Genomic DNA, 23407 nt, shown 5'->3' on the forward strand with positions numbered 1-23407 from the left:
TGCAACGGGAAATGTGACATTGCAATTATTGCGTCCCCTGTCACATAAATAAGGTGCGTATCTGCTAAGATGCGCGCCATGAACATACTCCTCTCTATTGCATTAACAACAGGTATTCTCTCCGGTCTCTGGGGTTGGGTTGCCGTCTCTCTCGGTCTGATCGGCTGGGCCGGATTCCTTGGCTGTACCGCTTACTTTGCCTGTCCGCAAGGTGGCCTTAAAGGCCTGTTAATCTCTGCCTGCACGTTAATGAGCGGGGTGGCCTGGGCGCTGGTAATTATTCACGGTAGCGCGCTGGCTCCGCATCTTGAGATTGTAGGGTATGTCATGACCGGGCTGGTGGCGTTTCTGATGTGTGCCCAGGCGAAAAATCTGCTGCTTTCTTTCGTTCCGGGTACCTTTATTGGCGCGTGCGCGACATTTGCGGGGCAGGGCGACTGGCGCATGATAGTGCCTTCGCTTGTGGTCGGGTTGTTGTTTGGTTATGCCATGAAAAACAGCGGCCTGTGGCTCGCAGCCCGTAACGCTGGTGATATGACAAAAGAACAAAAAAAAGCGTGACGATTTAACCGTCACGCTTTTTCTGCGTTTGCCATCAGGATTCCGGAGGCATCGCCGCCATCTCGCGATATTTAACCAGCACTTCGTTTTTGTTTTCTGCCTTGTTTTGCAGATCCCAAAGCCCACGGTCGATACCGTCGTTAATCAGTAAAATCACCCCTGTCTCAATCGCTGACATCAGGCAAAGCATGACCGGTTCGTTAGCCGTGTAGCCCACTTCGCCTTCCAGCAGACGCTGATAATCAATAAAGCGGAATACCCCGGCCTGCACTTCATAGGACAAAATAGTCTTGCTGGTATTCACTGACGAAAGCACTTCCCCGGTACTCACGTTGACCACTCGCAGGTTAACGGCAATCTGGTCGAGCTGATATTGCGTGTCCGCACCTATACCAAAATATCGCGCGCCAACGCCCCCCGATTTCACGTTACTTTCATAACCGATAATCGAGCCCTCAATCATGACATTTGCTGCGGTCAATGATTGGAGCGGGAAGCGGTTATTAATTGCAACCGTGCCATTTTCCTGCGCCGCGCGAATGATTTTGCGCTCATTCAGTAAATTCTGCAGCCCCTGGCGTTCCAGTGGAACAAACCAACGTGAATCTTTTAGCGCCGTCACCAGCATGGAGGTCGCACTCTGCGGAACGGCGGTCGAGAAGTTACTGGCCGGATAGGGTTTAAACTGCCCGGTTTCATCCTGAATGTTATACACCGACACATATATTTTACCGGAAGGCAGTGGCAAATGTGTCAAATCACTGTAGCTTTGTGCCCGAGGTAATAACGTAGGTTTGGCGGCTTGTTTTGGCGGCGCAGTTAAGCATCCGCTTAATAAACACACGGCCAGAAGTATGAATAAGCGCTGCATGATTATTGTCCTGTAATGGCGATGCTTTAAAAATCGGTTGAACCGTTTTGTAAACCTGAAACCTGAATAGTCGACGTTTTGCCTGTTTTTCTGTCAGTTACATTTAATTGTAACTGTCCATCTTTGTTGGCAATATCAACAATAAAGTCGCTGGTTACCATTCGACCTGGTTTACCGGAATTTATATTTGTTAATAACCCACCCAGTATTTGTGATTGAATAGCCTGAGTGAAATTATCAAGCGCTGATGTGCTCTCAACGCCAAGATCTTTATAGCTGGGATCTTTATAAGAGTTTTGAGCCTGTGCGCTATTTAATAAAAAAGCACCATTATTAGGGTTACCACCGAAATTAGGATTGCGGAACTGAAATGTCATTTGTCCCGCCCAACTTAATGGTGTTATCAACATTAATGAAATGACGGCATATGCGATACGCATGTTACCCTCCGGATATTTATCGTGTTTTAGAATTCATCTGTCGCTAAATCGCGGGTGCTCAGTAGTGCCTGATCAATTTGGCGACGGTCGAGTGCTTCGTGTGTCTGTGCAAGTGCAATATCAACGTTCTTTTCAAAATCGCGCCGCGTTGGGAACATAAAAGTCTGATAAACAACACTTTGATTAATCGTGATGGTTATCCAACTTCCCCAGCGAGCACTTGGTCTTTCATTGATAGTTAAATTCCCTGTCCAGGTACTTTCCCATTTATCACTAAAAGCACGATAAAAATCGTGTCCGATCGAAGAAACCGTATGGTCGGTTAATAAACCGGGAATCTCCACTTCGACAGCGTGCAGATTCCCGGCGGCGAGCAATAATGTTGCTGCCGCAAGGTAATGCGATGCGCGTTTCATGGCGTTAACGCCTGAGATTATCGTTGGCCCAGGAGACTGCCTGAGTTCGGTTTTTAACCGCTATCTTTTTGAAAAGATTATAAAGATGCGTTTTTACCGTATTCTCGCTGATAAACAGAGAGCGGGCGATTTCAATGTTGGATGCGCCAATGCGCAACTTATTCAAAATCTCTTTTTCTCTGTGGGTCAGCAATGCCGACTCCGAACTGCTATAACGATAATTTCCAGAGTGGGTAATTAAGTAGCTGGCAAGCTTTTGTGAAAAGTAACACTCGCCGCGCTGGATCCCTTGTAATCCCTCAACCATGCGGGATTCGTCTTCCGAGACGTAAACTACCCCATTGATATGTGGCCAGTTTTCGATTTCACGGAACGGATAGTCATCAGGCGTATTCATTAACAATAACTTTAGGTTATTGTTTTTTCTGGACAAAACGTCCTGCCAGTATTGAATGATTTTCTTATCCGCCTCCATCATATCGAATAACACCAGGCAATCACTGGGAATATCATCCAGAGAGCGTTGAATATTATGCAATTTTCCTGTCATCGACAGAGAATGTTTCAGATGCTGCAACAAGGCTGTTGCCTGCAGAGAGGGTTTGGTAATTAACAACAATGCATGATTGTACGAACTTTGGACTTCACTGAACATGATGAAACCCCGCGTTTAGGACATCCGCAGCTTCCCCACCAAAAAGGTGGGGAACCAGAGGTACTGACAGATGTTGTGTTGCTGTGTGTAGTAATAAATACTTAATCCCTAACAATTAAGGGAAATTAATAAATCAAAATGAGTGCTGCTAATTCCAATCTAGTCATTGCCATTCTTAAAGCAAGTGTTAAACATGTAACGTAATGTAAAAATAAATATTAAAATATTTCTCAAGTGATTTTTTATTGTTTATTTTTGATAGGTAAGTTGTACACGAAATCATACTTGCACAAATTTAAAAAATCATACAAATTATTGTATGTTATTGTATTGTAATTATATTTCTAGTAATTAAAAAGTAGCATCATTCATACCATAACAAAGATTTTGGTATGAGGGATGATGTCCAATTTGTGCATCGAAAAAAAGGAGGCATTGTGAAGGTCGAACGAAGAAATGTTATCTCCTTCGCAGAACATACTTACTGATTACCTCGTTACAACCAAATTGTTATAAGCAAACCCGCCTGTTTAAAATGGTTTAAATACGCTCTCTATATACGCCTGACTGTAACAATACGAATATTCATACTTTGGTATTAATTAGGGAGTAAAAAATACGAATCGCGGGTGAGATATTTTATTTTACGACCTGACCATACTGATTTCCGTAACGCAGCGTTAACAAATTAATTGAGTGTGTTATCGCCAGCGGAACGAATATTTAAACTGTTTTTTAATAAACGACCAGGTCCAGGGTGACAACATGAAAAACAAGTTGTTATTTATGATGTTAACAATGCTGGGTGCACCTGGGTTCGCCGCCGCTACAGGTTATGATATGGCAAGTTCGGAATATAACCTGGCGGTGAATGAATTAAGTGCCGCTGCCTACAATAAAGCGGCCATTATTGGTCAATCCGGTGCAAATAATAACGCACAAATTAATCAAACTGGCTCGAAGTTATTGTCAGTTATTTCCCAGAACGGCGGGAGCAATTCGGCAAAAATTGACCAGTCAGGAGCATATAACCTTGCATATATCGATCAGTCAGGCAGTGCTAATGACGCGAATATTACACAAGGCGCTTACGGCAACACCGCAATGATTATCCAAAAAGGGTCGGGTAACAGGGCGAGTATTACTCAGTACGGTACACAGAAAACAGCAGTCGTTGTCCAGAGACAGTCGCAAATGGACATACGCGTTATACAACGTTGATGCCATTGTGGCTTTAAAATCAATCCGATGGGGGTTTACCATGAAACTTTTCAAAGTGGCAGCAGTAGCAGCGATCGTCGTTTCAGCCAGTGCTTTTGCAGGCAGCGTCCCGCAGTTCTCAGGTCATGGCGGCCATAACTATGGCGGTCCGGACTCTGAACTGAGCATCTACCAGACTGGTAGCAGCAACTCCGCGCTGGCACTGCAATCCGATGCGCGCGATTCTACAACGACAATTCGTCAGAATGGCTCAAGCAACGGTGCTGATGTTGGTCAGGGTTCTGATGACAGCACTATCAGCCTGTCACAAAACGGTTTCCATAACAGCGCAACCATTGACCAGTGGAACAGCAGAGACTCTACAATTTCTGTCAGCCAGTATGGTGGCGGCAATGGTGCGTTGGTCAACCAGACTGCTTCTGGCTCTACCGTAAACGTTCATCAGGTTGGTTTCGGCAACAACGCCACTGCCAACCAGTACTAACAGACATATCGTTTGAAGAAACAGGGCTACGGCCCTGTTTCTTTTTGGGAGGCGTTATGAATACGTTGTTATTACTTGCCGCGCTGTCCAGCCAGATTACCTTCGACACGACCCGCGTCGGCGATATGTACACGATTACCCCACAGGTTTTACTCACTGAAAATTGCCTCTGTCAGGTACAGGTTCTGGCAACGCGACAGGGGGAGGGCGGCCAGAGTCGCACACAGCAACGCAAGACGGTTCAATTTATCGCAAATCAACCGACATCGTTGATGCGCTTAAGTATGAATATTGAAGCGCAGGATAGTGTCGACATCGTGGTTACCGTTACGGATGGCCAGTCAGTGAATTTGTCTCAGCGCTGGACATCACAGCAAACGCTGTAACCTATTCATTTAATGAATGTTTCTCTGAAAAATAATTTGTTTCATGGCTGTTAAATTTGATTAATTAATGTATACATAAAGTTGACATCTTGTTTTAAAAGGTGTCTGCGCGGTGCCCCTCTCACCACCTGCAAAGACCATTCATTATTGAGGTATATATGTCAACTTCGCATATGCTGCTTATTCCAGCAGCCCTTTACTGTGCCGCTGTATGCAGCTCTGTTGCGATAGCGGCGACCGGCGGTGTTATCTATTTTGAAGGGGCTGTTGTCGAAACCCCGTGTGATGTCCGTGTCGACGCCCATCGTGCCACGGTAGCCTGTGACCGCCAGGGACAGGCGAAAACCCAACAATTCTCCCTGAAAAACCTTGCCCAGGAGCAGAGTGGCTTCGACAACCTTGTGACGATGAAAATCAACTACCTCAACCCCGCGCATACGCTGGCTGTAATGGACATCACCTATAACTGATCTTTTTACAGGCTCAATGTGCGAAATAATGCAGACTGGGCCTGATCAATTTTCATACCTGGCTGCGCTACACTTGAGAGAAGAGAAAGCCACGAGGCAGAAACATGCAAGCGATAATGCAGGTTATTCAGGGGGATATCACCACCGTCAGCGTGGATGTTATTGTTAATGCGGCGAATTCATCACTGCTCGGCGGTGGTGGGGTGGATGGTGCTATTCATCGGGCGGCTGGTCCGGCATTGCTGGAGGCCTGTCGGCGCGTACGTCAGGAGCAAGGGGATTGTCCGCCTGGGCATGCGGTGATCACCACCGCCGGAAAGTTACCCGCAAAAGCCGTAGTGCATACTGTCGGTCCGGTATGGCATGGCGGAGATGACCATGATGTTCACCTGTTGGAAGATGCCTATCGCAACAGCCTGATGCTGGCCGAAGCCAATAACTACGAATCCATTGCTTTCCCGGCGATCAGCACTGGCGTCTATGGTTATCCGAAAGCCGCCGCCGCAGAAATCGCCGTCAATACCGTCGAGGCATTTCTCGCTGACCATCCGCAAATACGTCGGGTAGTGTTCGTCTGCTTTGATGACGAAAACGCCAAGTTGTATCGGCGACTGCTGACACAGCGTGGAACGCAGACGAATGCCGGCGGATAAGATGCCGCAGGTTGCTAATTATCGCCTTTACGAAAACCATTCTGGTCATGGTATGCAGCTCGGATAGCCACGCTTTATGGAAAACGGGATGGCCAGCGCATCGCTGCGATACTTTTCCTTTTACCTGCCCATTTTCTTGTTAACGAACGCAGGCGTAGAACGCCTGCAGCGATGCGTTTCGGATTATCTACCCCACCAGACGCGGCGCGTGCAGATATACTTTGACAGCTATGACAATAAAAATATTCGATGAACCTGATTTCCCCTCGCAAGAGCCTGCGACCCCGCCGCCAGATACGCGGCTGGGGCGCGCTGTCAAGCCGTTGTGCGCGGCCCACCCAGGCCTGTGCGGGCTGGTAGCGCTTGATGACAGCCTGGATGCTTTTGTGGCGCGGTATCGACTGGCGGAAATGGCCCAGCGAACCCTGGATGTGCAGTATTACATCTGGGAGGATGATATGTCCGGGCGGCTACTGTTACTTGCGCTCCTGGAGGCCGCGGATCGCGGTGTTCACGTCCGGTTGCTGCTTGATGACAACAATACGCTTGGCATGGATGATGTTTTACGCCAGCTTGACGCCCATCCGCATATTGAGGTTCGCCTGTTCAATCCCTTCTCATTTCGCACGTTACGAGCGCTGGGATATCTTACCGATTTCGCTCGCCTCAACCGTCGTATGCACAATAAAAGCTTTACTGCCGATGGTGTGGTGACGCTGGTCGGTGGCCGCAACGTCGGAGATGCCTATTTTGGCGCCGGGGAAGAGCCATTATTTACCGACCTTGATGTTATGGCGATAGGCCCGGTGGTACGTGATGTCAGCGAGGATTTTTCCCGCTACTGGCACTCTGAGTCCGTGTCGCCGCTGCATGCGGTACTGGATTTGCCACGCGAAGAGATCGCCGGGCGCATCCGTTTGCCGGAGGCCTGGTATCAGGATATCACCGCAGTGCGCTACCGGAACAAGCTGGAATCTACCCCTTTTGCCAGTCAGCTCGAGTCCGGGACGCTCCCCATAGTCTGGGCGAAAACCCGGCTACTGAGCGATGACCCGCGTAAAGGGCAGGGAAAAGCACGTACGCATACCTTGTTACCGGAGCGTCTGAATAATGTGATGGGTACGCCGCAACGGCAGGTGGATATTATCTCGGCCTATTTTGTTCCAGGACGTCGGGGGGTTGCCCAGCTTATTCGTCTGGCGCGCAAAGGTGTAAGTATCGCTATTCTTACCAATTCTCTGGCGGCGAACGACGTCTCAGTGGTTCATGCGGGCTATGCGCGCTGGCGCAAGAAGCTGCTTCGCCACGGAATAGAACTGTATGAACTTAAGCCAACCCGTGATGAGGCACACCCGGTCCATGATCGTGGGCTCACCGGGAATTCCGGCTCCAGTTTGCATGCCAAGACATTCAGTATCGACGGAGAAAAGGTCTTTATCGGATCGTTTAATTTTGACCCGCGCTCGGCCATGCTGAACACCGAGATGGGTTTTGTGATCGACAGTGCCGATCTGGCGCAGCGGATTCATCACCGTTTTTTGCGTAGTCAGCGTGCGGCAGCCTGGCAACTACGCCTTGATCGCTGGGGACGTATTAACTGGGTGGCGTTGCAAAACGGCAAGGAGACGGTATTGAAAAAAGAACCGCAGACGCGGTTCTGGCAACGGATGCTGGTACGGCTGGCGTCACGCCTGCCGGTTGAGTGGCTACTCTGATTAGGCAGCCACTCTTCGATTAACGCGCTGTCGCATGTGTGTTGCTGGTTTTACCTTCCGGCTTACCCGAGAAGAGGAAACGCAGCACCGGAATACGTAGGTGCGCTTCATAGAGCAGTAGCGCAGAACCAATGACAAACACCAGGCCGGTGGTGAATCCAAGCAAGTTAGAGTGAATGTGTGGGGTTATCCACGCACCGAACAACAGCGTTAACGGATGATGTACCAGATAGATAAACAGCGATGCGTTAACGAAATAGCTCACGCGGGCAGACTGGAAATTCAGCATGCGATAACCCAGCGAAAAGACCACATTCACCATCCACAAACCCAGCAGCATGGTAATCACCGATTCGGTTTCATACATCCAGCCATCGCCGCTGCCATAGTGTTGATTCAGCAGATAGGCGGCAAAGCCGATAAGCGAAGCAACAAAACAGGCAGGGGAGGGGTTAATAAAGAGCGATTTGAGGCGCGGGTTAATGAAGGTTAGCGCGCCCAGCAGGAAAAAGGGAATATAAAACAGCGATTGCATGACGGCGAAATTGAACAACGCGTCGCGCAATATATCAGGGTAAATAATGAATACGAGTCGGCGGAATGCCGCGTAAATGATGCCGAATGCCAGAAACGCCAGGGAGAGTTTGCCCAGCGTAATGTTGTCGAGCAGACGGGCCGCATTGCTTTTAATTCTGCGGAACAGCCACATGCTGACCGTCGTGAGAACGACCAGTACCAGCAAAAACCAGAGATGAGAAATCAATTCCCACACCAGGGTGTTAAATTTGTCGTACAGCGATAACGTATGCCAGTCCTGCGCGCGTCCGTTGACATATTGCAACATAATAAATTGCGGAAGCGTGAGCAGAGGAATGGCGGTCAGCATCGGGATGCCAACACGCTCGACGCGTACCGTCCACCAGCGTTGTAGCGGGTAGCGCAGATAAAGCATATAAGAGAAGTAACCGGAAATGACGAAAAACACCTGCATACGGAAGGCGTGGATCGCGTCATTGAACAAGGTCAGCCACCACGAGGGGTGTGCGCTGTTCACGTGCCACATATGACTCGAATAAATCAGCGAAATGTGAAAAGGGATCCCAAGCAACATTAACCACGCGCGGATGGAATCAAGGAAATATTCACGTTGTGCGGGTATTCTGCTCATATGACTCCTTTAACTCTCAGACTTTTCGTCTTATCCATAAGACAAATAATGATTACATTCCTAATCAACCCTACACTATGACCGATAGACTGTCTCCAGGATAAGTACGCAAAACGATAAAGGGTTAGTTTCATTTGCTTATTCACTGAGCCAGCGCGCTGAACAAAGCGGGGATTCAGTTGTCGGAATGCCAAAGTTTCCATTAAAATGGATCGGATCGATTTAAGCACACAAAGGGGGAAGTGCTTAGTTATTATGAAACCTAAATTACGAATGATGAAAATGCGTTGGTTGGGTGCTGCGGTACTGTTGTCACTTTATACGTCATCAGGCTGGGCTTTTTCCATTGACGATGTCGCAAAACAGGCACAATCCTTAGCAGGCAAAGGTTACGAAGCGCCAAAGAGCAATCTGCCGTCCGTATTCCGTGAGATGAAATATGCGGATTATCAGCAGATTCAATTCAACCATGATAAGGCCTACTGGAACGCCATTAATACCCCATTTAAGCTTGAATTTTATCACCAGGGCATGTACTTCGACACGCCGGTTGCTATCAATGAAGTGACTGCCACCGCTGTTCGCAAAATTAAATACAGCCCGGATTATTTTAACTTTGGCAATGTGCAGCACGATAAAGACACGGTCAAAGATCTCGGATTTGCCGGTTTCAAAGTCCTCTACCCCATTAATAATAAAGATAAAAACGATGAAATCGTCAGTATGCTGGGTGCCAGCTACTTCCGTGTGATTGGCGCAGGCCAGGTATATGGTCTTTCCGCCCGTGGTCTGGCGATCGACACGGCTCTACCGTCAGGGGAGGAGTTCCCTCACTTTAAAGAGTTCTGGATCGAACGTCCAAAACCGACGGATAAACGCCTGACCATTTTTGCACTGCTGGATTCCCCGCGTGCGACGGGCGCCTATCGTTTTGTGATCATTCCAGGGCGCGATACTGTCGTTGACGTGCAGTCTAAAGTCTATCTGCGTGACAAAGTGGGCAAACTGGGCGTAGCGCCGCTCACCAGTATGTTCCTGTTCGGGCCGTCTCAGCCATCACCAGCAACCAACTACCGTCCGGAATTGCATGATTCCAACGGCCTGTCGATGCTGGCCGGAAACGGCGAGTGGATTTGGCGTCCGCTGAATAACCCGAAACACCTGGCGGTAAGCAGTTATGCCATGGAAAACCCGCAGGGCTTTGGTCTGCTGCAGCGTGGTCGCCAGTTCTCCCGTTTTGAAGATATTGATGACCGCTACGACCTGCGTCCGAGCGCCTGGATCACTCCGAAAGGCGACTGGGGTAAAGGGAAGGTAGAGCTAGTGGAAATTCCGACCAACGACGAGACCAACGATAATATCGTCACTTACTGGACGCCGGATCAACTGCCGGAACCGGGTAAAGAGATGAATTTCAAATACACCATCACCTTTAGCCGCGATGAAGACAAACTGCACGCGCCTGATAACGCATGGGTAATGCAGACCCGTCGCTCTACTGGCGATGTCAAACAATCCAACCTGATTCGTCAGCCGGATGGCACACAGGCTTTTGTGGTGGACTTCACCGGTCAGGATATGAAGCAACTGCCGAAAGACACCCCCGTCACCGCGCAGGCCAGTATCGGTGATAATGGCGAAATCGTTGAAAACACCGTTCGTTATAATCCTGTCACGCAAGGCTGGCGTTTAATGCTGCGCGTTAAGGTTAAAGATCCGAAGAAAACCACCGATATGCGTGCCGCGCTGGTCAATGGTGACAAGACCCTGAGTGAAACCTGGAGCTATCAGCTACCTTCCAATGAATAAGACAACTGAGTATATCGACGCGCTGCCGCTTCCGGATGCGGAAAAGGCAGCGCTGCCGACAGAGAGTCTTCGTGCCGTGCATGAAGCCCTGGACGAGGAACGTCATAGCTGGACTCGTGATGATGATTCGCCGCTGGGTTCAGTGAAAGCGCGTCTTGAACACAGTTGGCCTGATTCCCTCGCGAAAGGTCAACTCGTTAAAGATGATGAAGGGCGTACACAACTGGAGGCGATGCCAAAAGCGAAGCGCTCTTCGATGTTCCCGGATCCCTGGAGAACGAACCCGCTTGGGCGCTTCTGGGATCGGCTGCGCGGTCGCGATGTTCAGCCGCGCTATATGTCGCGTTTAACGAAAGAAGAGCAGGCCAGCGAGCAAAAATGGCGTACGGTGGGTTCTATTCGCCGTTACATCCTGTTGTTGCTGACTCTGTCGCAAACCGTGGTCGCTACCTGGTACATGAAGACCATCCTGCCTTACCAGGGCTGGGCGCTGATTAACCCGTCGGACATGGTGGGTCAGAATCTGTGGGTTTCCTTTATGCAGCTACTGCCGTATGTGCTGCAGTCCGGCATCCTTATTCTGTTCGCCGTCCTGTTCTGTTGGGTGTCGGCCGGTTTCTGGACCGCGCTTATGGGCTTCTTACAGTTGCTGATAGGGCGGGATAAATACAGTATCTCCGCTTCCACTGTCGGTGATGAGGCGCTCAATCCTGAGCACCGTACTGCGTTGATCATGCCTATCTGTAACGAAGATGTTGATCGCGTTTTTGCGGGCCTGCGTGCGACCTGGGAGTCGGTTAAAGCGACCGGGAACGGTGAGCATTTCGACGTTTACATCCTGAGTGATAGTTACAACCCGGACATCTGCGTTGCCGAGCAGAAAGCCTGGATGGAATTGATCGCCGAGGTGCAGGGCGAAGGGCAAATTTTCTACCGCCGCCGCCGCCGCCGCGTGAAACGTAAAAGCGGTAACATCGATGATTTCTGCCGTCGCTGGGGTAGCCAGTACAGTTACATGGTGGTGCTGGACGCCGACTCCGTGATGACCGGTGATTGTCTGACCGGGCTGGTGCGTTTGATGGAAGCGAACCCGAACGCGGGTATCATTCAGTCGTCGCCGAAAGCCTCTGGTATGGATACGCTCTACGCACGTTGTCAGCAGTTTGCGACACGCGTGTATGGCCCACTGTTCACCGCGGGACTGCACTTCTGGCAGTTGGGGGAATCGCACTACTGGGGTCACAACGCGATTATCCGCGTGAAGCCGTTTATCGAGCACTGTGCGCTGGCACCGCTGCCGGGTGAAGGCTCCTTTGCCGGTTCGATTCTTTCGCATGACTTCGTGGAAGCCGCACTGATGCGTCGTGCGGGGTGGGGCGTCTGGATTGCCTATGACCTGCCAGGTTCTTACGAGGAACTGCCGCCGAACTTGCTTGATGAGCTTAAACGTGACCGCCGTTGGTGTCATGGCAACCTGATGAACTTCCGTCTGTTCCTCGTCAAGGGGATGCACCCGGTACACCGTGCGGTGTTCCTGACGGGGGTCATGTCCTACCTGTCCGCGCCGCTGTGGTTTATGTTCCTGGCCTTGTCGACTGCACTGCAGGTGGTACATGCATTAACGGAGCCACAGTACTTCCTGCAACCGCGTCAGCTCTTCCCGGTGTGGCCGCAGTGGCGCCCGGAACTGGCTATCGCGCTCTTTGCCTCAACAATGGTCCTGCTGTTTTTACCGAAACTGCTGAGTATCATTCTGGTGTGGTGCAAAGGGCCGAAAGAGTATGGTGGATTTGTGCGGGTGACGCTCTCCCTGCTGCTGGAAGTGCTGTTCTCTGTACTGCTGGCGCCGGTGCGTATGTTGTTCCACACGGTGTTCGTGGTCAGCGCATTCCTCGGCTGGGAAGTGGTCTGGAACTCACCGCAGCGTGACGATGATTCGACTCCATGGGGCGAAGCCTTCATGCGCCACGGTTCTCAGCTATTGCTGGGGCTGGTATGGGCAGTGGGTATGGCATGGCTGGATCTGCGCTTCCTGTTCTGGCTGGCGCCGATCGTCTTCTCGCTGATCCTCTCTCCGTTCGTGTCGGTCATTTCCAGTCGTTCAACGACGGGCCTGCGTACTAAGCGCTGGAAACTGTTCTTGATCCCGGAGGAGTACTCTCCGCCGCAGGTACTGGTCGATACCGACAAGTATCTGGAACTGAACCGCGGCCGTTCACTGGAAGATGGCTTTATGCACGCGGTGTTCAACCCGTCGTTTAACGCGCTGGCAACGGCAATGGCAACGGCACGTCACCGTAGCGGGCATATTCTGGAGATCGCCCGTGAGCGTCACGTTGAGCAGGCGCTGAACGAGACCCCGGACAAGCTTACCCGTGACCGTCGTCTGGTGCTGCTGAGTGACCCGGTTACTATGGCGCGCATGCACTACCGCGTATGGGCATCGCCTGAGAGATATCTCTCCTGGGTTAACTTTTATCAGGATGTGAAGCTTAATCCGCTTGCCCTGAAAACAAAGTAAGCCGACATTAAGGAAAATACCGGCCCCAGGGCCGGTATTTTTTTACGTAAATAATGTATGTGAGGTAATCAGTGAGAATAGTCATTGTGGCGCTTATGGCATGTCTGCTGAGCGGATGTGGTAGCATCATCAGCCGGACGATCCCAGGCCAGGGGCATGGCAATCAGTACTACCCTGGTGTCAAATGGGATGTCCGCGACTCCGCATGGCGCTATGTCACCGTACTCGATCTGCCATTCTCGCTGGTGTTCGATACGCTCTTACTGCCCATTGACGCACATCATGGCCCATACGAATAATTAACGCTCGTCCCACTCATCCGCAGCAGCCTGGCCTTCTTCGGTATCAAGTGGAGGCTCAAGCTGGAATTCCCCTTCATCCCATTCGTGCAGCGTGTTCTCTTCCAGCCACTCCTGACGTAGCTCTATCTCATCAAAATCGCCGTCAAACACACTCTGTGCGGCTTCGCCCGATAACATTGGCAGACACTCGCCTTCCTCTTCGTCTGTGGCGAAGAATTCAGCCTGCCACATAATGTCTCCATCCTGGAGAACGTATTTCTGGACGTTGAATTGCTGCACATTCGCATCTTCTTCCTCAACGCCTGGATTATTGGCGAGGAACTCTTCGCGAGCAGCGTCAATTGCTTCTTCGAGCGTAGCGTACATAGTCATAAGTTTCTCCCTGTGGTTTGACGAGGTATTCAGGGAAAGAATAGTTGAATATGAGGTTTTGCAAGTACCCGAACAAAAAAATCAGTCATCGGTGTTAATCATCAATGACCCGGTCAGCGACCCTCTGGCGCGCAGGGCGTTGTAAACTGACCCAGGAGTAAAAGGCGTTAAACAGGACAATGCCCGCCGTGACGCAGAATACCGCACGAAAACTGTAGTTTGCCGAGACCGCCGCGCCGAGCAACGGGCCGGTTACGTTACCGATATCGCGGAATGACTGGTTGTAGCTGAATACGCGGCCTGCAATTTGTTGGGTTGTGTTATAGACCAGCAGGGTTTGTACCGCAGGCAGTAGCGCGCCATCGGCAGCACCGAGTAAAAAACGCAGTAGCCCAAGCTGCCACGGCGTTTGTACGAAGGCCATCGGTACCAGCAGCAAGACGGAAATCAGCAGTGCGGCAACCAAAATCTTTTCCGGACCGATACGATCGCCCAGGCGGCCAAGTCGCGGGGCACTCATCAGCGCCGCCACGCCGGGAACCGACGCTATCATGCCGCTGATAAACGCGATATTACCGACATTCCCCGCCAGTTCACGGACATAGAGTGTCAGAATAGGCGCGATAGATCCGGTTGCGACCTGGATTATCATCGTTGTGACAAACAGGCTCAGCACCAGACGCGGACTTTTCAGTGAAGCTAAAACCTCTTTGGCGTGAAGCATCTCTTTTTTCGCCACCGGAGTGAAATTTTCCCGAATGCAAAAGAGCGTCAACAAGAAGCAGATAAACAGAACCGAGGCGGTGATAAAAAAGACCATCCGCAGCCCATATACATCGGCCAGCAGACCGCCTGCCAGTGGTCCAAGCAGTGCTCCGGCTACACCGCCCGTCGATAGTGTTCCCATCGCCCAACCACTGCGGTTTCGTGGCATCTGTGTCGCGATCAGCGCGTTGGCATTAGGTATAAAGCCGCCGAGTAAGCCGAGCAGCGCACGCAACACAAGGAATTGCCAGATATTTTGCGCAAAGCCCATCAGGGCCATGACAATCGCCATCCCGAGTGCAGAACGCAGGAGCATAATTTTACGCCCTTTACGGTCAGCGAGGCCGCCCCAGAAGGGGGAAGCCATGGCGGAAAAAAGAAAGGTAATACTAAAGACCAGACCGGACCACATGTTGAGCGCGCTATGCCCGGTAACGCCAAGTAGCTCAACGTAGAGAGGCAAAAAAGGCATGACCAGACTAAATGCCGCGCCAGTTAAAAAACAGCCGACCCAGGCCACGGTCAGATTACGTTTCCAGTTTATGGGAGCAGGAGATGACATTACCGTTCACGTTACGCGTGTCACACGCGGAGAATTAGCGATTGAAAATAATAAGCCTGCTAATTATGCGCCTGGGTGATGACACCTGCAACGGAAAGCATGTGTAGAAATGCAACAAACGTAGCCCGGCGTACCGGGCTACGGGGATTAATAGCGCGAAGGGACACCGTCCGGGCGGGTTTTGAAGCGACGGTGCAGCCACATATATTGCTCCGGGGCCATCAGAATACAGCGCTCAACAACCTTATTCATCCAGGCGGCGGTCTCTTCTGCGGTCTCCAGCGGTGGGGTGGTTTCACCTTCCAGCATGATCAACTCATAACCTTTACCGTCCGGTTTACGACGCGGTACGAAAGGTACCAGGCAAGCTTTAGACATTTTCGCCAGCATCCAGGTACCGGTCGTAGTCGCGGTCTGCTCGACCGCGAAGAAGGGCACAAAGACGCTGGAACGCGGGCCGTAGTCGTGGTCTGGCGCGTACCAGACGACATCGCCGCTTTTTAGCGCTCGTACCATTCCTTTCAGGTCTTTTCGATCTATCATCGTCTTGTTTGAGCGTAACCGTCCCCACGTTTGCAGCCAGTCCAGCAGCGGGTTGTCATTAGGACGGTACACGCCAATGCCCGGAATATGCATGCCAAAGACGCGAGCACCCAGTTCGAGCGTTAAAAAATGTACGCCAATTAGCAAAATGCCCTTACCTTCGGCGAAGTGCATTTTGGTATTGTCCATGCCCGTAACATCAACCCAGCGATTGATCCGGCTGTCCGGCCAGAACCACGCCATCCCGGTTTCCATCAACCCCATCCCAACCGACTCAAAGTTCTTTTTGACCATTTCCTGACGCTCTTGCTCAGGCATCTGCGGGAAACAAAGCTCAAGGTTGCAATGTGCGATACGGACGCGGCGTTTCATCAGGCGCATTGCCAGTCGCCCCATACCGCAACCCAGGCGATAGAGGACCGGATAAGGCAGTTGTACCACCAGCCACAACAGCCCAATTCCGCACCAGGTTAGCCAGTAACGCGGATGGAGCAGTGACGGGGAAAATTTTGGTAAATGCGTCATATCGTTCCTTACTCAGCAAAAATCTCCTGCATTGTCGCATTTTTATCGAATCAACCAAAACCTCTACCAGTTGAATGCGTAATTGCCAGGCTATTGTTATTGAAAGATGATTTTAATGAGGGAAATGTAGCGCAAATTGTGTGGATGTAAATTGCCACTAATTGCTTTATGATGCCGCCCGATTTTATTGACTACCGCATTGCAGGATACGTACACCATGCCAGTGTTACACAACCGCATCTCGAATGATGAACTGAAAGCGCGCATGCTCGCCGAAACCGAGCCGCGCAAGACCGTCTCATTCTATAAATATTTCTCCATCGTCAACCCGCAGGCCACCCGCGACGCACTCTATACCGCCTTAACAAAGCTAAATGTATTCGGTCGCGTATATTTAGCTCATGAAGGGATCAACGCGCAAATCAGCGTGCCAGAAAGCCAGTTCGAAGCGCTGAAAGCCTATCTGTACAGTTTCGATCCTGCTCTGAATGGCCTGCGTATGAATATCGCCATTGACGATGATGGTAAATCATTCTGGGTACTGCGCATGAAAGTGCGCGATCGCATTGTCGCTGACGGGATTGAGGATGCCTCGTTTAATGCCAGTGACGTCGGTGAATACCTGAAAGCCGCCGAAGTGAACGCGATGCTGGACGATCCGGAAGCGGTCTTTATCGACATGCGCAACCACTATGAATACGAAGTGGGCCATTTTGATGGTGCGCTGGAAATTCCTGCCGATACCTTCCGCGAGCAGTTGCCAAAAGCGGTTGAAATGATGCAGGAACATAAAGACAAAAAGATTGTCATGTACTGCACCGGCGGGATCCGCTGCGAAAAAGCCAGCGCCTGGATGAAGCACAACGGTTTTAGCAAGGTCTGGCACATCGAAGGCGGGATCATTGAATATGCCCGTCGCGCCCGTGAGCAGGGGCTGCCGGTACGCTTTATCGGTAAGAACTTTGTGTTTGATGAGCGTATGGGGGAGCGTATCTCTGACGATGTGATTGCCCATTGCCATCAGTGCGGTGTGCCTTGTGACAGCCATACTAATTGTGTGAATGACGGCTGCCATTTGCTGTTTATTCAGTGCCCGTCGTGCGCTAAAAAGTTCAAAGGATGCTGTAGCGAAGCCTGCCTTGAAGAGAGCCAGTTGCCGGAAGAAGAACAGCGTAAGCGGCGAGCCGGGCGGGAAAACGGCAACAAGATTTTCAACAAATCACGCGGCCGTCTGAATACAAAGCTCGGTATCCCGGACCCTGAGTAAAAGATTTTCGCCTGTGTAAGCAACAGGCTCGCAGGCGAATCAGCAGGGGCGGATAATCATGAATGATCCGCCTCTGCTGCGTGCGTGGTTTTACTTCTGCTGTACGCCTTCCACAGAGATGATCAAATCGACTTCCTGCGATGCAGGACCAAGGTCGGTAGTGATATTAAAGTCTTTAAGTTTAATTTTCCCTTCTGCTTCAAAACCGGCGCGTTTGCCACCCCACGGATCATCACCCTTGCCCATCAGTTTGGCTTCCAGTTTCACGGGTTTGGTTACGCCGTTTAAGGTCAGATTGCCGGTGATATCCAGCTCATCACCGTCTTTTTTTACCTCAGTAGAGGTGAAGGTTGCCTGCGGGTGTTTCGTCACATTAAGGAATTCGCCACTGCGAAGGTGTTTGTCGCGTTCCGCATGGTTGGTATCGACACTGTTCGTATTGATGGTGACGTTGACTTTATCGGCGGCAGGATTTGCCTCATCAAAAGTAAAAGAGCCGTCAAAATCTTTAAATGTGCCATACAACCAGCTGTAACCGAGGTGCTGGATGCGGAAATTGATGAAGGCGTGTTGGCCTTCTTTGTCGATTTTATATTCCGCTGCCATCGCGGAACCCGCAGAGAACAGTAACGAAGCGAGGGAGAAACCCAGCAGGCTTTTCTTCATATCATACTCCAGAGTCAGATGACGATTTACCCAGCATGCGCTTTAGGGTGTCGTCTTTATCGATGAAATGGTGTTTAAAGGCGGCAAGACCGTGTAAGACCGATAGGATAACGACCGTCCATGCCAGCCACAGGTGAATATCTCCGGCCAGGTCTGCCTGCGAGCCCGCATCAGCAAAGGTGGCAGGCACCTCAAACAGGCCAAAAACGCTGATGGGCTTGCCATCAGCCGTGGAGATGAGGTAACCGCTGAACAGGATGCCGAACAGCAGCAAATAAAGGGCGATATGTGCAACAACCGCGCTGACGCGGGTCAGTCGCGAGTAGCTTGCGAGTGGCGCGGGCGGTGGAGAGAGACGACGCCAGATAAGGCGAACCACCAGGACCAGCATCAGGACAATGCCAATGCTTTTATGCAGTTCGGGCGCCTGGTGGTACCAGCCATCATAGTAGCTGAGTGTGACCATCCATAAACCCAGCGCAAACATGCCATAGACTGTAATTGCGACCAGCCAGTGCAGGGCAACAGAAATTGCGCCATAGCGAAATGGAGAATTACGGAGTTGCATAATGTGAACCGCAAGAGTGTAAAAGTTAATTTAAAATGGCGTCAGAAAAATAATATTGCAACTTAAAAATAACAATTAATAATCTTATTTTTTGTATATCAAAAATTTTGAATTAATTTTCAAAAATATGTTCAGTTCATTAGAGGGTATGGAAGTTATAGAAGCTTTGAAGGGCTAAAGGCAGAGGCGGTAAGGAGATTTTTTTATTTCAAAAAATCTGTCGTAATTTTAAGTTTTTTTAAATAAATGTCAGTAAATGTCAATGTTCGTCATTCAGCCCAGACAACATAAATTAAGTCCACAAGAGCGATGAGTGACCATAAAGCGATATATACCATTAAATGCTCGCGGACGTTATTAACAAGAAAGAAGAACAAGCGGCGCATAATCTCTCCAGATATTCGGCCAAAAGAAAAGGCGACCCAAAAGGAAAAGGGTCGCGGGTAGGAATTATCCTGCAAAGCGCGCTAAAGAGAAGGGGGTTAAATCAAATTTACTGCTTTCACCCTGGGCGAACTGGGCCGCAATTTCCCCAAGCACTGGCGCAAATTTGAAACCATGCCCACTCAGCCCGGTGACCAGTAGCGCATGAGGGCAATCGGGAAGGGTATCGATGATGAAATCTTCATCAGGCGAATTATCATAAGTGCAAGAGGACCCGTACAGGCAACCACCGATGCCCGGTAAGAACTGGCGCAGGAAGGGAAAACACTCTGAACCATCTGAGGCTACTGCGCCAAACGGTACGCGTTCACTGGCCTCGTTGATACGTTGTCCGCCGTTATGCTTGCCGATTTTTAACGCATTATCCTCAGCGGGGAAACCATAGTATTGAGATCCATCCGCCATTTCGCCGGTAAAGGCCGGGAAGCGATTCTTGGTGCTGTAACGACCATCAGCCTGGAACCAGGCAAAGACTTTTCGTACCGGCTGGACAGGTAAGCCGGGAACAAGGTTCGCAACCCATGTACCGCTACTAATGAGGATCTTTTTCGCGCTGAATGTTCCCTCAGATGTATCAATACTCACACCATCATCGGTAGTATGCAGGGCTGTCACCGGGCAGTTAAACAGTTGGGCGCACCCGGCTTCTTGCGCCAGGCGAATCCAGGCCTTAATTGCCAGTTCGCTGCGAAGGATGCCGGAGTCCGCTTCGAACAAGCCGATGTAGTCATCCGGGACGGTGATTTCTGGCCAGCGTGCCATCAGTGACGGCGCATCAAGCTTTTCCACGGCCAGATTCCAGTGCAGCGCACTTTGCGCGACATTTGCCAGAAAAGAGGAATGTGCCGGGCCAAGATTAAGTACCCCGGTGCGCTCAAAGACGGCTTCGCCGCTGTCAGCAACCAGTTGATCCCACAACTCCTGGGCGCGCAATACCAGCGGAACGTACTTTTCCCCCTCCCCATAAGCATGGCGGATTAAACGAGTATCGCCATGGTGGCTCCCTTCCCGATGCGGTGGCAGGTGCGCATCGGTCATCAGTACGCTGAGACCGGCGCGGGACGCATAGTAGCCCGCCGCCGCACCGACAGAGCCGCTGCCAATGATGATCAAATCGTATTTCATGTCGTTCTCCATCAAGTCGTAATCGGGAGGGTAAATAACCGGGAGGCGTTATACAAGACGGGAAATAAATAAGGCACCACGTGGGTGCCTGTTGAGTGATTATTGAGCATTATCGCTAATGCCTACGATACTCATTTTCCTGGTACTCGCCTGACTCTATTTTGGCGATACCCGCTTCTAAAATCGAAATAAACTGGCGGGCAACTTCGGTCGTTAACCACAACGTCTGGCCTACTTCGGTGTCCTGAGAAGCGGCTCTGTTTGGGGTCTGGTAATGTAAGCGCAACATCAGTGCGTCGTAACTGTCCACTGTGCTGATATCCCATCCAACCAGAGGATGGGTCTGGATGACTTCATTATTCTTTTCCATCATAACCCCCTTATGGCGTGTTAACTGACAACGACTTTCGAGGTTCAATGCGTGTTTTTGTGAAGCCTTTTCAGTATACCAATATTTAACCTTGCTGATCGAATAAATAACACTCTGCAACATAATTTTATTTCAGTTGGATTTTTTTGAACAAGAAAACGCTAACTTACGCGTGATTTTTAAGCAGGTCAGGAGGAAAGTAAGATTTTTGCTTAAAAAAACAAAAAAGCCGGGGCGACCCGGCAAAAACATGCACAATACAAACTCTTTTTAATCGCGGATAAACCAGTCGTCGGCGCTTTCCCACGTTTCTTGCAGAATTTCACTGACGCGCTCTTTATCTTCTTTTGCTCCGCCCATCACCGATAAGTTATTCGCTGTCGCATAACGAACCGTAATTTTATTTTCGCTATCAGGATAATAATTATTCAGTCGGCGGGATAACTCGCTCGCCAGGGCATCAATAGCACCTGGCGGGAGCGGTGTAGTTTTGGCAATAGTCACTTCGATGCGCATGGCAACCCCCTGTGTTATTTACTGTATGTTTATACAGTTACCTTGCAAGATTTACAACAGGGGGGTGAAAAAAATCAGGATTTCACTGTCCAGCGGACTGTCTCACCGGCGAGGAATGGGATAATCGCATCTTCCGGCAAAGCAATACTGTCGATGACCGTTGAATCTTCACGCACCAGTTCAATGAAGGTTTCATTCACCGGCAGGCCATAAAAATGCGGACCGTTGAGTGAACAGAACGCTTCAAAATGCTGCAGGGCATTCATCTCTTCAAACACGGTGGCATAACTTGCCAGCGCAGTCGGCGCGTTGAAACAGCCTGCACAGCCACAGCTTGCCTCTTTACGATGGCGGGCGTGTGGCGCAGAGTCCGTACCGAGAAACGCGCGGGTAAAGCCGCTGGCGACCAGTTCACGCAGCGCCTGCTGATGCACGTTACGTTTCAGGATAGGCAGGCAATACAGATGCGGACGTACACCGCCGACCAGCATATGGTTGCGGTTGAACATCAAATGCTGCGGTGTGATGGTGGCCGCTAACAGCTCATTGCCGTCACGGACATATTCCGCGGCATCTTTGGTGGTGATGTGCTCGAACACCACTTTCAACCCCGGCAGACGTTGGCGAAGTGGCTCCATGACCGTCTCGATAAAGCGGGCTTCGCGATCGAAGATATCGATCTCTGCCTGGGTCACTTCACCGTGAACCAGCAGTGGCATCCCCAGTTTTTCCATGCGCTCAAGTACCGTCATGATGGCATCAATACTGGTCACCCCATGACTTGAATTGGTCGTGGCATTCGCCGGGTAGAGCTTGGCGGCGGTAAAGACATTCTCGCGAAAACCGCGTTCCACTTCGTCGGGATTGAGTGAATCGGTCAGGTAGCAGGTCATTAGCGGAGTAAAGTCATGTCCGGCAGGTACGGCATCAAGAATGCGCTGGCGATAAGCAATTGCCGCCTCAACGCTGGTCACCGGCGGGACAAGATTGGGCATGACGATGGCGCGAGCATAAATTTCGCTGGTCCACGGCACGACGGTTTTTAACATATCGCCGTCACGTAAATGAACGTGCCAGTCATCAGGGCGGCGGATTTTTAAAACCTGGGAATGTGCTGTCATGGGAGTGCTCCGGCTGGGTGATAATCAGTCAATATGGCTGGTTTTTTGCCGGGCACTAAGCATAAGCGTATACCCATCATACTTCAAGCTGCATCTGAGCCACTTCGCGCCTGTCCCGATCACTAACGTGAATAAGCTCCCGGATGTTCATGGCGTCTTCGCTTTCCCGCAACGCGAATGATGGTGGGTATAAACGCTTCGGCTTGCTTCTTTTCCTGAAAAAAGCCCTTACGGGCTTAATCGGTGAGCGGGATGATAATTTCACCCGGCTTCACTTCGATACCCCTGGCATATTTCTTCGCCAGCGCTTCGCCTTTACTGCTGTCTTCACGCAGAATGTAAGCGGGGCGCTGATTAAAGTAGTTACGCAGGGACTGATTCAGGTAGGGCAGAAGGGTTTGCAGAATGGACTGCATTTTCTCCGGTGTGACGGTTGCGTCAACCACTTCCATCTCCTGGAGATAAATTGCCCCTTTTTCTTTATCGAAGACCGGCAGCGCCTTCATTTTGAGCTTCATGGTCGCTTTCTGATTACCGAAAAGAGAGTTCATCTCCAGATTGGCATCGCCGGAAAGGGTAATCTTATTCGGTTCCTCACGGCCAATCTGACTGACCAGATTACTGAGGACGATGTGCGCGTCCGCCACGCCGGGCAGGCCGATGTCTTTGGCGAAATCGTTGCGTTTTTGCAGTGACTGGTTAATTTCCTGCTCGCTGATGCTGTACTGTGTTAACTGGTTACAACCCACTAAAACGCCGCTTAAAATCAAAGCCGCGGCGAAAATAATCTTTTTCATTATGTTCCTCAAGAGAGTGCCTGTGTATTCATCCTTGTCTGTAGCATCAGTCCAGGGCAGAGGATAAGCCAGCAGAAAAAGCTGAAAGCGGAAG

The 23407-nt window shown here is 50.6% G+C and carries 27 protein-coding genes; 11 read left to right on the plus strand and 16 right to left on the minus strand.

Annotation, left to right across the window (positions count from 1 at the left end):
* Positions 1-78: 78 nt before the first annotated feature.
* Entirely contained in the window at positions 79-561 is a 483-nt protein-coding gene (locus tag MRY16398_RS10635; protein ID WP_125124331.1) for a DUF1097 domain-containing protein, read from the plus strand.
* A gap of 34 nt (positions 562-595) precedes the next feature.
* Here MRY16398_RS10635 and csgG read toward each other — a convergent pair whose 3' ends face one another.
* From csgG to csgD, 4 genes are read right to left on the minus strand one after another with little or no spacing between them, the layout of a single operon-like run.
* Positions 596-1432 (minus strand): curli production assembly/transport protein CsgG, encoded by an 837-nt coding sequence (csgG, locus tag MRY16398_RS10640; RefSeq protein ID WP_041851778.1) that lies wholly within the window; start codon positions 1430-1432, stop codon positions 596-598.
* 26 nt (positions 1433-1458) lie between these two features.
* On the minus strand, positions 1459-1872 hold the full coding sequence (gene csgF, locus MRY16398_RS10645; protein ID WP_041851777.1) for a curli production assembly/transport protein CsgF: 414 nt from the start codon (positions 1870-1872) through the stop codon (positions 1459-1461).
* A gap of 26 nt (positions 1873-1898) precedes the next feature.
* Complete coding sequence (csgE, locus tag MRY16398_RS10650; RefSeq protein ID WP_041851776.1) at positions 1899-2288, minus strand: curli production assembly/transport protein CsgE; 390 nt, start codon at positions 2286-2288, stop codon at positions 1899-1901.
* Positions 2289-2292: 4 nt separating this feature from the next.
* The gene (gene csgD, locus MRY16398_RS10655; RefSeq protein ID WP_125124332.1) at positions 2293-2943 is read right to left on the minus strand and encodes a biofilm master transcriptional regulator CsgD; all 651 of its coding nucleotides are present in this window, start codon (positions 2941-2943) and stop codon (positions 2293-2295) included.
* A 765-nt stretch (positions 2944-3708) separates the two neighbouring features.
* On the opposite strand from csgD, the gene csgB reads away from it, so the two are divergent.
* From csgB to MRY16398_RS10685, 6 genes are all read left to right on the plus strand, one after another.
* Positions 3709-4164, plus strand: a complete 456-nt coding sequence (csgB, locus tag MRY16398_RS10660) for a curli minor subunit CsgB (protein WP_041851774.1) — start codon at positions 3709-3711, stop codon at positions 4162-4164.
* A gap of 40 nt (positions 4165-4204) precedes the next feature.
* Positions 4205-4648 carry a curli major subunit CsgA gene (gene csgA / locus MRY16398_RS10665; RefSeq protein ID WP_041851773.1) on the plus strand — a complete coding sequence of 148 codons (444 nt, stop codon included), beginning with the start codon at positions 4205-4207 and terminating at the stop codon, positions 4646-4648.
* A 56-nt stretch (positions 4649-4704) separates the two neighbouring features.
* Positions 4705-5034, plus strand: coding sequence for a curli assembly chaperone CsgC (gene csgC, locus MRY16398_RS10670; RefSeq protein WP_125124333.1), 330 nt, complete (start codon positions 4705-4707; stop codon positions 5032-5034).
* 158 nt (positions 5035-5192) lie between these two features.
* Complete coding sequence (locus MRY16398_RS10675) at positions 5193-5504, plus strand: hypothetical protein (RefSeq protein ID WP_125124334.1); 312 nt, start codon at positions 5193-5195, stop codon at positions 5502-5504.
* 104 nt (positions 5505-5608) lie between these two features.
* Positions 5609-6157: an O-acetyl-ADP-ribose deacetylase gene (gene ymdB, locus MRY16398_RS10680; RefSeq protein ID WP_079496415.1), complete on the plus strand. Its 549-nt coding sequence runs from the start codon at positions 5609-5611 to the stop codon at positions 6155-6157.
* Between the two features lie 230 nt (positions 6158-6387).
* Positions 6388-7872: a phospholipase D family protein gene (locus MRY16398_RS10685; protein WP_108701055.1), complete on the plus strand. Its 1485-nt coding sequence runs from the start codon at positions 6388-6390 to the stop codon at positions 7870-7872.
* Between the two features lie 19 nt (positions 7873-7891).
* Here MRY16398_RS10685 and mdoC read toward each other — a convergent pair whose 3' ends face one another.
* Positions 7892-9040 (minus strand): glucans biosynthesis protein MdoC, encoded by a 1149-nt coding sequence (gene mdoC, locus MRY16398_RS10690; RefSeq protein WP_079496417.1) that lies wholly within the window; start codon positions 9038-9040, stop codon positions 7892-7894.
* A 273-nt stretch (positions 9041-9313) separates the two neighbouring features.
* Between mdoC and mdoG the strand changes: the two genes are divergently transcribed.
* The 3 genes from mdoG to MRY16398_RS10710 all read left to right on the plus strand — a co-directional run bounded on the left by mdoG (position 9314) and on the right by MRY16398_RS10710 (position 13669).
* Positions 9314-10849 carry a glucans biosynthesis protein MdoG gene (mdoG, locus tag MRY16398_RS10700; RefSeq protein ID WP_103245499.1) on the plus strand — a complete coding sequence of 512 codons (1536 nt, stop codon included), beginning with the start codon at positions 9314-9316 and terminating at the stop codon, positions 10847-10849.
* Positions 10842-13370, plus strand: coding sequence for a glucans biosynthesis glucosyltransferase MdoH (gene mdoH / locus MRY16398_RS10705; RefSeq protein ID WP_071195456.1), 2529 nt, complete (start codon positions 10842-10844; stop codon positions 13368-13370). The genes mdoG and mdoH overlap by 8 nt, the downstream gene beginning before the upstream one ends.
* A gap of 71 nt (positions 13371-13441) precedes the next feature.
* Positions 13442-13669, plus strand: coding sequence for a YceK/YidQ family lipoprotein (locus tag MRY16398_RS10710; RefSeq protein WP_041851767.1), 228 nt, complete (start codon positions 13442-13444; stop codon positions 13667-13669).
* Here the strand turns inward: MRY16398_RS10710 and MRY16398_RS10715 are convergent, their stop codons facing one another.
* The 3 genes from MRY16398_RS10715 to MRY16398_RS10725 form a co-directional block, all read right to left on the minus strand.
* Positions 13670-14044 (minus strand): MysB family protein, encoded by a 375-nt coding sequence (locus tag MRY16398_RS10715; protein WP_041851766.1) that lies wholly within the window; start codon positions 14042-14044, stop codon positions 13670-13672.
* Between the two features lie 94 nt (positions 14045-14138).
* Positions 14139-15371: a multidrug efflux MFS transporter MdtG gene (mdtG, locus tag MRY16398_RS10720; RefSeq protein WP_041851765.1), complete on the minus strand. Its 1233-nt coding sequence runs from the start codon at positions 15369-15371 to the stop codon at positions 14139-14141.
* A gap of 147 nt (positions 15372-15518) precedes the next feature.
* On the minus strand, positions 15519-16439 hold the full coding sequence (locus MRY16398_RS10725; protein WP_125124335.1) for a Kdo(2)-lipid IV(A) acyltransferase: 921 nt from the start codon (positions 16437-16439) through the stop codon (positions 15519-15521).
* A 217-nt stretch (positions 16440-16656) separates the two neighbouring features.
* Between MRY16398_RS10725 and trhO the strand changes: the two genes are divergently transcribed.
* Positions 16657-17706: an oxygen-dependent tRNA uridine(34) hydroxylase TrhO gene (gene trhO, locus MRY16398_RS10730; protein WP_125124336.1), complete on the plus strand. Its 1050-nt coding sequence runs from the start codon at positions 16657-16659 to the stop codon at positions 17704-17706.
* 90 nt (positions 17707-17796) lie between these two features.
* On the opposite strand, the gene MRY16398_RS10735 is transcribed toward trhO, so the two are convergent.
* The 8 genes from MRY16398_RS10735 to MRY16398_RS10770 form a co-directional block, all read right to left on the minus strand.
* Positions 17797-18372, minus strand: a complete 576-nt coding sequence (locus MRY16398_RS10735) for a YceI family protein (RefSeq protein ID WP_125124337.1) — start codon at positions 18370-18372, stop codon at positions 17797-17799.
* A 1-nt stretch (position 18373) separates the two neighbouring features.
* Positions 18374-18940 carry a cytochrome b gene (locus tag MRY16398_RS10740; RefSeq protein WP_079496422.1) on the minus strand — a complete coding sequence of 189 codons (567 nt, stop codon included), beginning with the start codon at positions 18938-18940 and terminating at the stop codon, positions 18374-18376.
* A gap of 269 nt (positions 18941-19209) precedes the next feature.
* Complete coding sequence (locus MRY16398_RS10745) at positions 19210-19326, minus strand: YceO family protein (RefSeq protein WP_064572418.1); 117 nt, start codon at positions 19324-19326, stop codon at positions 19210-19212.
* 64 nt (positions 19327-19390) lie between these two features.
* Entirely contained in the window at positions 19391-20509 is a 1119-nt protein-coding gene (gene solA / locus MRY16398_RS10750; RefSeq protein WP_125124338.1) for an N-methyl-L-tryptophan oxidase, read from the minus strand.
* A 115-nt stretch (positions 20510-20624) separates the two neighbouring features.
* Positions 20625-20879, minus strand: a complete 255-nt coding sequence (bssS, locus tag MRY16398_RS10755) for a biofilm formation regulator BssS (RefSeq protein ID WP_041851759.1) — start codon at positions 20877-20879, stop codon at positions 20625-20627.
* Between the two features lie 270 nt (positions 20880-21149).
* Positions 21150-21395, minus strand: coding sequence for a DNA damage-inducible protein I (gene dinI / locus MRY16398_RS10760; protein WP_041851758.1), 246 nt, complete (start codon positions 21393-21395; stop codon positions 21150-21152).
* Between the two features lie 74 nt (positions 21396-21469).
* A complete protein-coding gene (gene pyrC / locus MRY16398_RS10765; RefSeq protein ID WP_125124339.1) occupies positions 21470-22516 on the minus strand; it encodes a dihydroorotase in 1047 nt (348 codons plus the stop codon).
* A 236-nt stretch (positions 22517-22752) separates the two neighbouring features.
* On the minus strand, positions 22753-23313 hold the full coding sequence (locus tag MRY16398_RS10770; protein WP_041851756.1) for a lipoprotein: 561 nt from the start codon (positions 23311-23313) through the stop codon (positions 22753-22755).
* Positions 23314-23407 lie beyond the last annotated feature (94 nt).

Source organism: Phytobacter sp. MRY16-398, assembly GCF_003925915.1.
Lineage (GTDB): Bacteria > Pseudomonadota > Gammaproteobacteria > Enterobacterales > Enterobacteriaceae > Phytobacter > Phytobacter diazotrophicus.

What these genes read in the sequence shown, in the direction of transcription:
- mdoH (WP_071195456.1), top strand. Translation starts at nt 10,842, where the DNA reads ATGAATAAGACAACTGAGTATATCGACGCGCTGCCGCTTCCGGATGCG.
- mdoG (WP_103245499.1), top strand. Translation starts at nt 9,314, where the DNA reads ATGATGAAAATGCGTTGGTTGGGTGCTGCGGTACTGTTGTCACTTTAT.
- bssS (WP_041851759.1), bottom strand. Translation starts at nt 20,879, where the DNA reads ATGGAAAAGAATAATGAAGTCATCCAGACCCATCCTCTGGTTGGATGG.
- csgG (WP_041851778.1), bottom strand. Translation starts at nt 1,432, where the DNA reads ATGCAGCGCTTATTCATACTTCTGGCCGTGTGTTTATTAAGCGGATGC.
- csgA (WP_041851773.1), top strand. Translation starts at nt 4,205, where the DNA reads ATGAAACTTTTCAAAGTGGCAGCAGTAGCAGCGATCGTCGTTTCAGCC.
- MRY16398_RS10675 (WP_125124334.1), top strand. Translation starts at nt 5,193, where the DNA reads ATGTCAACTTCGCATATGCTGCTTATTCCAGCAGCCCTTTACTGTGCC.
- ymdB (WP_079496415.1), top strand. Translation starts at nt 5,609, where the DNA reads ATGCAAGCGATAATGCAGGTTATTCAGGGGGATATCACCACCGTCAGC.
- MRY16398_RS10725 (WP_125124335.1), bottom strand. Translation starts at nt 16,439, where the DNA reads ATGACGCATTTACCAAAATTTTCCCCGTCACTGCTCCATCCGCGTTAC.
- trhO (WP_125124336.1), top strand. Translation starts at nt 16,657, where the DNA reads ATGCCAGTGTTACACAACCGCATCTCGAATGATGAACTGAAAGCGCGC.
- solA (WP_125124338.1), bottom strand. Translation starts at nt 20,509, where the DNA reads ATGAAATACGATTTGATCATCATTGGCAGCGGCTCTGTCGGTGCGGCG.
- MRY16398_RS10715 (WP_041851766.1), bottom strand. Translation starts at nt 14,044, where the DNA reads ATGACTATGTACGCTACGCTCGAAGAAGCAATTGACGCTGCTCGCGAA.
- csgD (WP_125124332.1), bottom strand. Translation starts at nt 2,943, where the DNA reads ATGTTCAGTGAAGTCCAAAGTTCGTACAATCATGCATTGTTGTTAATT.
- pyrC (WP_125124339.1), bottom strand. Translation starts at nt 22,516, where the DNA reads ATGACAGCACATTCCCAGGTTTTAAAAATCCGCCGCCCTGATGACTGG.
- MRY16398_RS10635 (WP_125124331.1), top strand. Translation starts at nt 79, where the DNA reads ATGAACATACTCCTCTCTATTGCATTAACAACAGGTATTCTCTCCGGT.
- mdtG (WP_041851765.1), bottom strand. Translation starts at nt 15,371, where the DNA reads ATGTCATCTCCTGCTCCCATAAACTGGAAACGTAATCTGACCGTGGCC.
- MRY16398_RS10770 (WP_041851756.1), bottom strand. Translation starts at nt 23,313, where the DNA reads ATGAAAAAGATTATTTTCGCCGCGGCTTTGATTTTAAGCGGCGTTTTA.
- dinI (WP_041851758.1), bottom strand. Translation starts at nt 21,395, where the DNA reads ATGCGCATCGAAGTGACTATTGCCAAAACTACACCGCTCCCGCCAGGT.
- csgB (WP_041851774.1), top strand. Translation starts at nt 3,709, where the DNA reads ATGAAAAACAAGTTGTTATTTATGATGTTAACAATGCTGGGTGCACCT.
- MRY16398_RS10740 (WP_079496422.1), bottom strand. Translation starts at nt 18,940, where the DNA reads ATGCAACTCCGTAATTCTCCATTTCGCTATGGCGCAATTTCTGTTGCC.
- mdoC (WP_079496417.1), bottom strand. Translation starts at nt 9,040, where the DNA reads ATGAGCAGAATACCCGCACAACGTGAATATTTCCTTGATTCCATCCGC.
- csgF (WP_041851777.1), bottom strand. Translation starts at nt 1,872, where the DNA reads ATGCGTATCGCATATGCCGTCATTTCATTAATGTTGATAACACCATTA.
- MRY16398_RS10745 (WP_064572418.1), bottom strand. Translation starts at nt 19,326, where the DNA reads ATGCGCCGCTTGTTCTTCTTTCTTGTTAATAACGTCCGCGAGCATTTA.
- MRY16398_RS10685 (WP_108701055.1), top strand. Translation starts at nt 6,388, where the DNA reads ATGACAATAAAAATATTCGATGAACCTGATTTCCCCTCGCAAGAGCCT.
- csgE (WP_041851776.1), bottom strand. Translation starts at nt 2,288, where the DNA reads ATGAAACGCGCATCGCATTACCTTGCGGCAGCAACATTATTGCTCGCC.
- csgC (WP_125124333.1), top strand. Translation starts at nt 4,705, where the DNA reads ATGAATACGTTGTTATTACTTGCCGCGCTGTCCAGCCAGATTACCTTC.
- MRY16398_RS10735 (WP_125124337.1), bottom strand. Translation starts at nt 18,372, where the DNA reads ATGAAGAAAAGCCTGCTGGGTTTCTCCCTCGCTTCGTTACTGTTCTCT.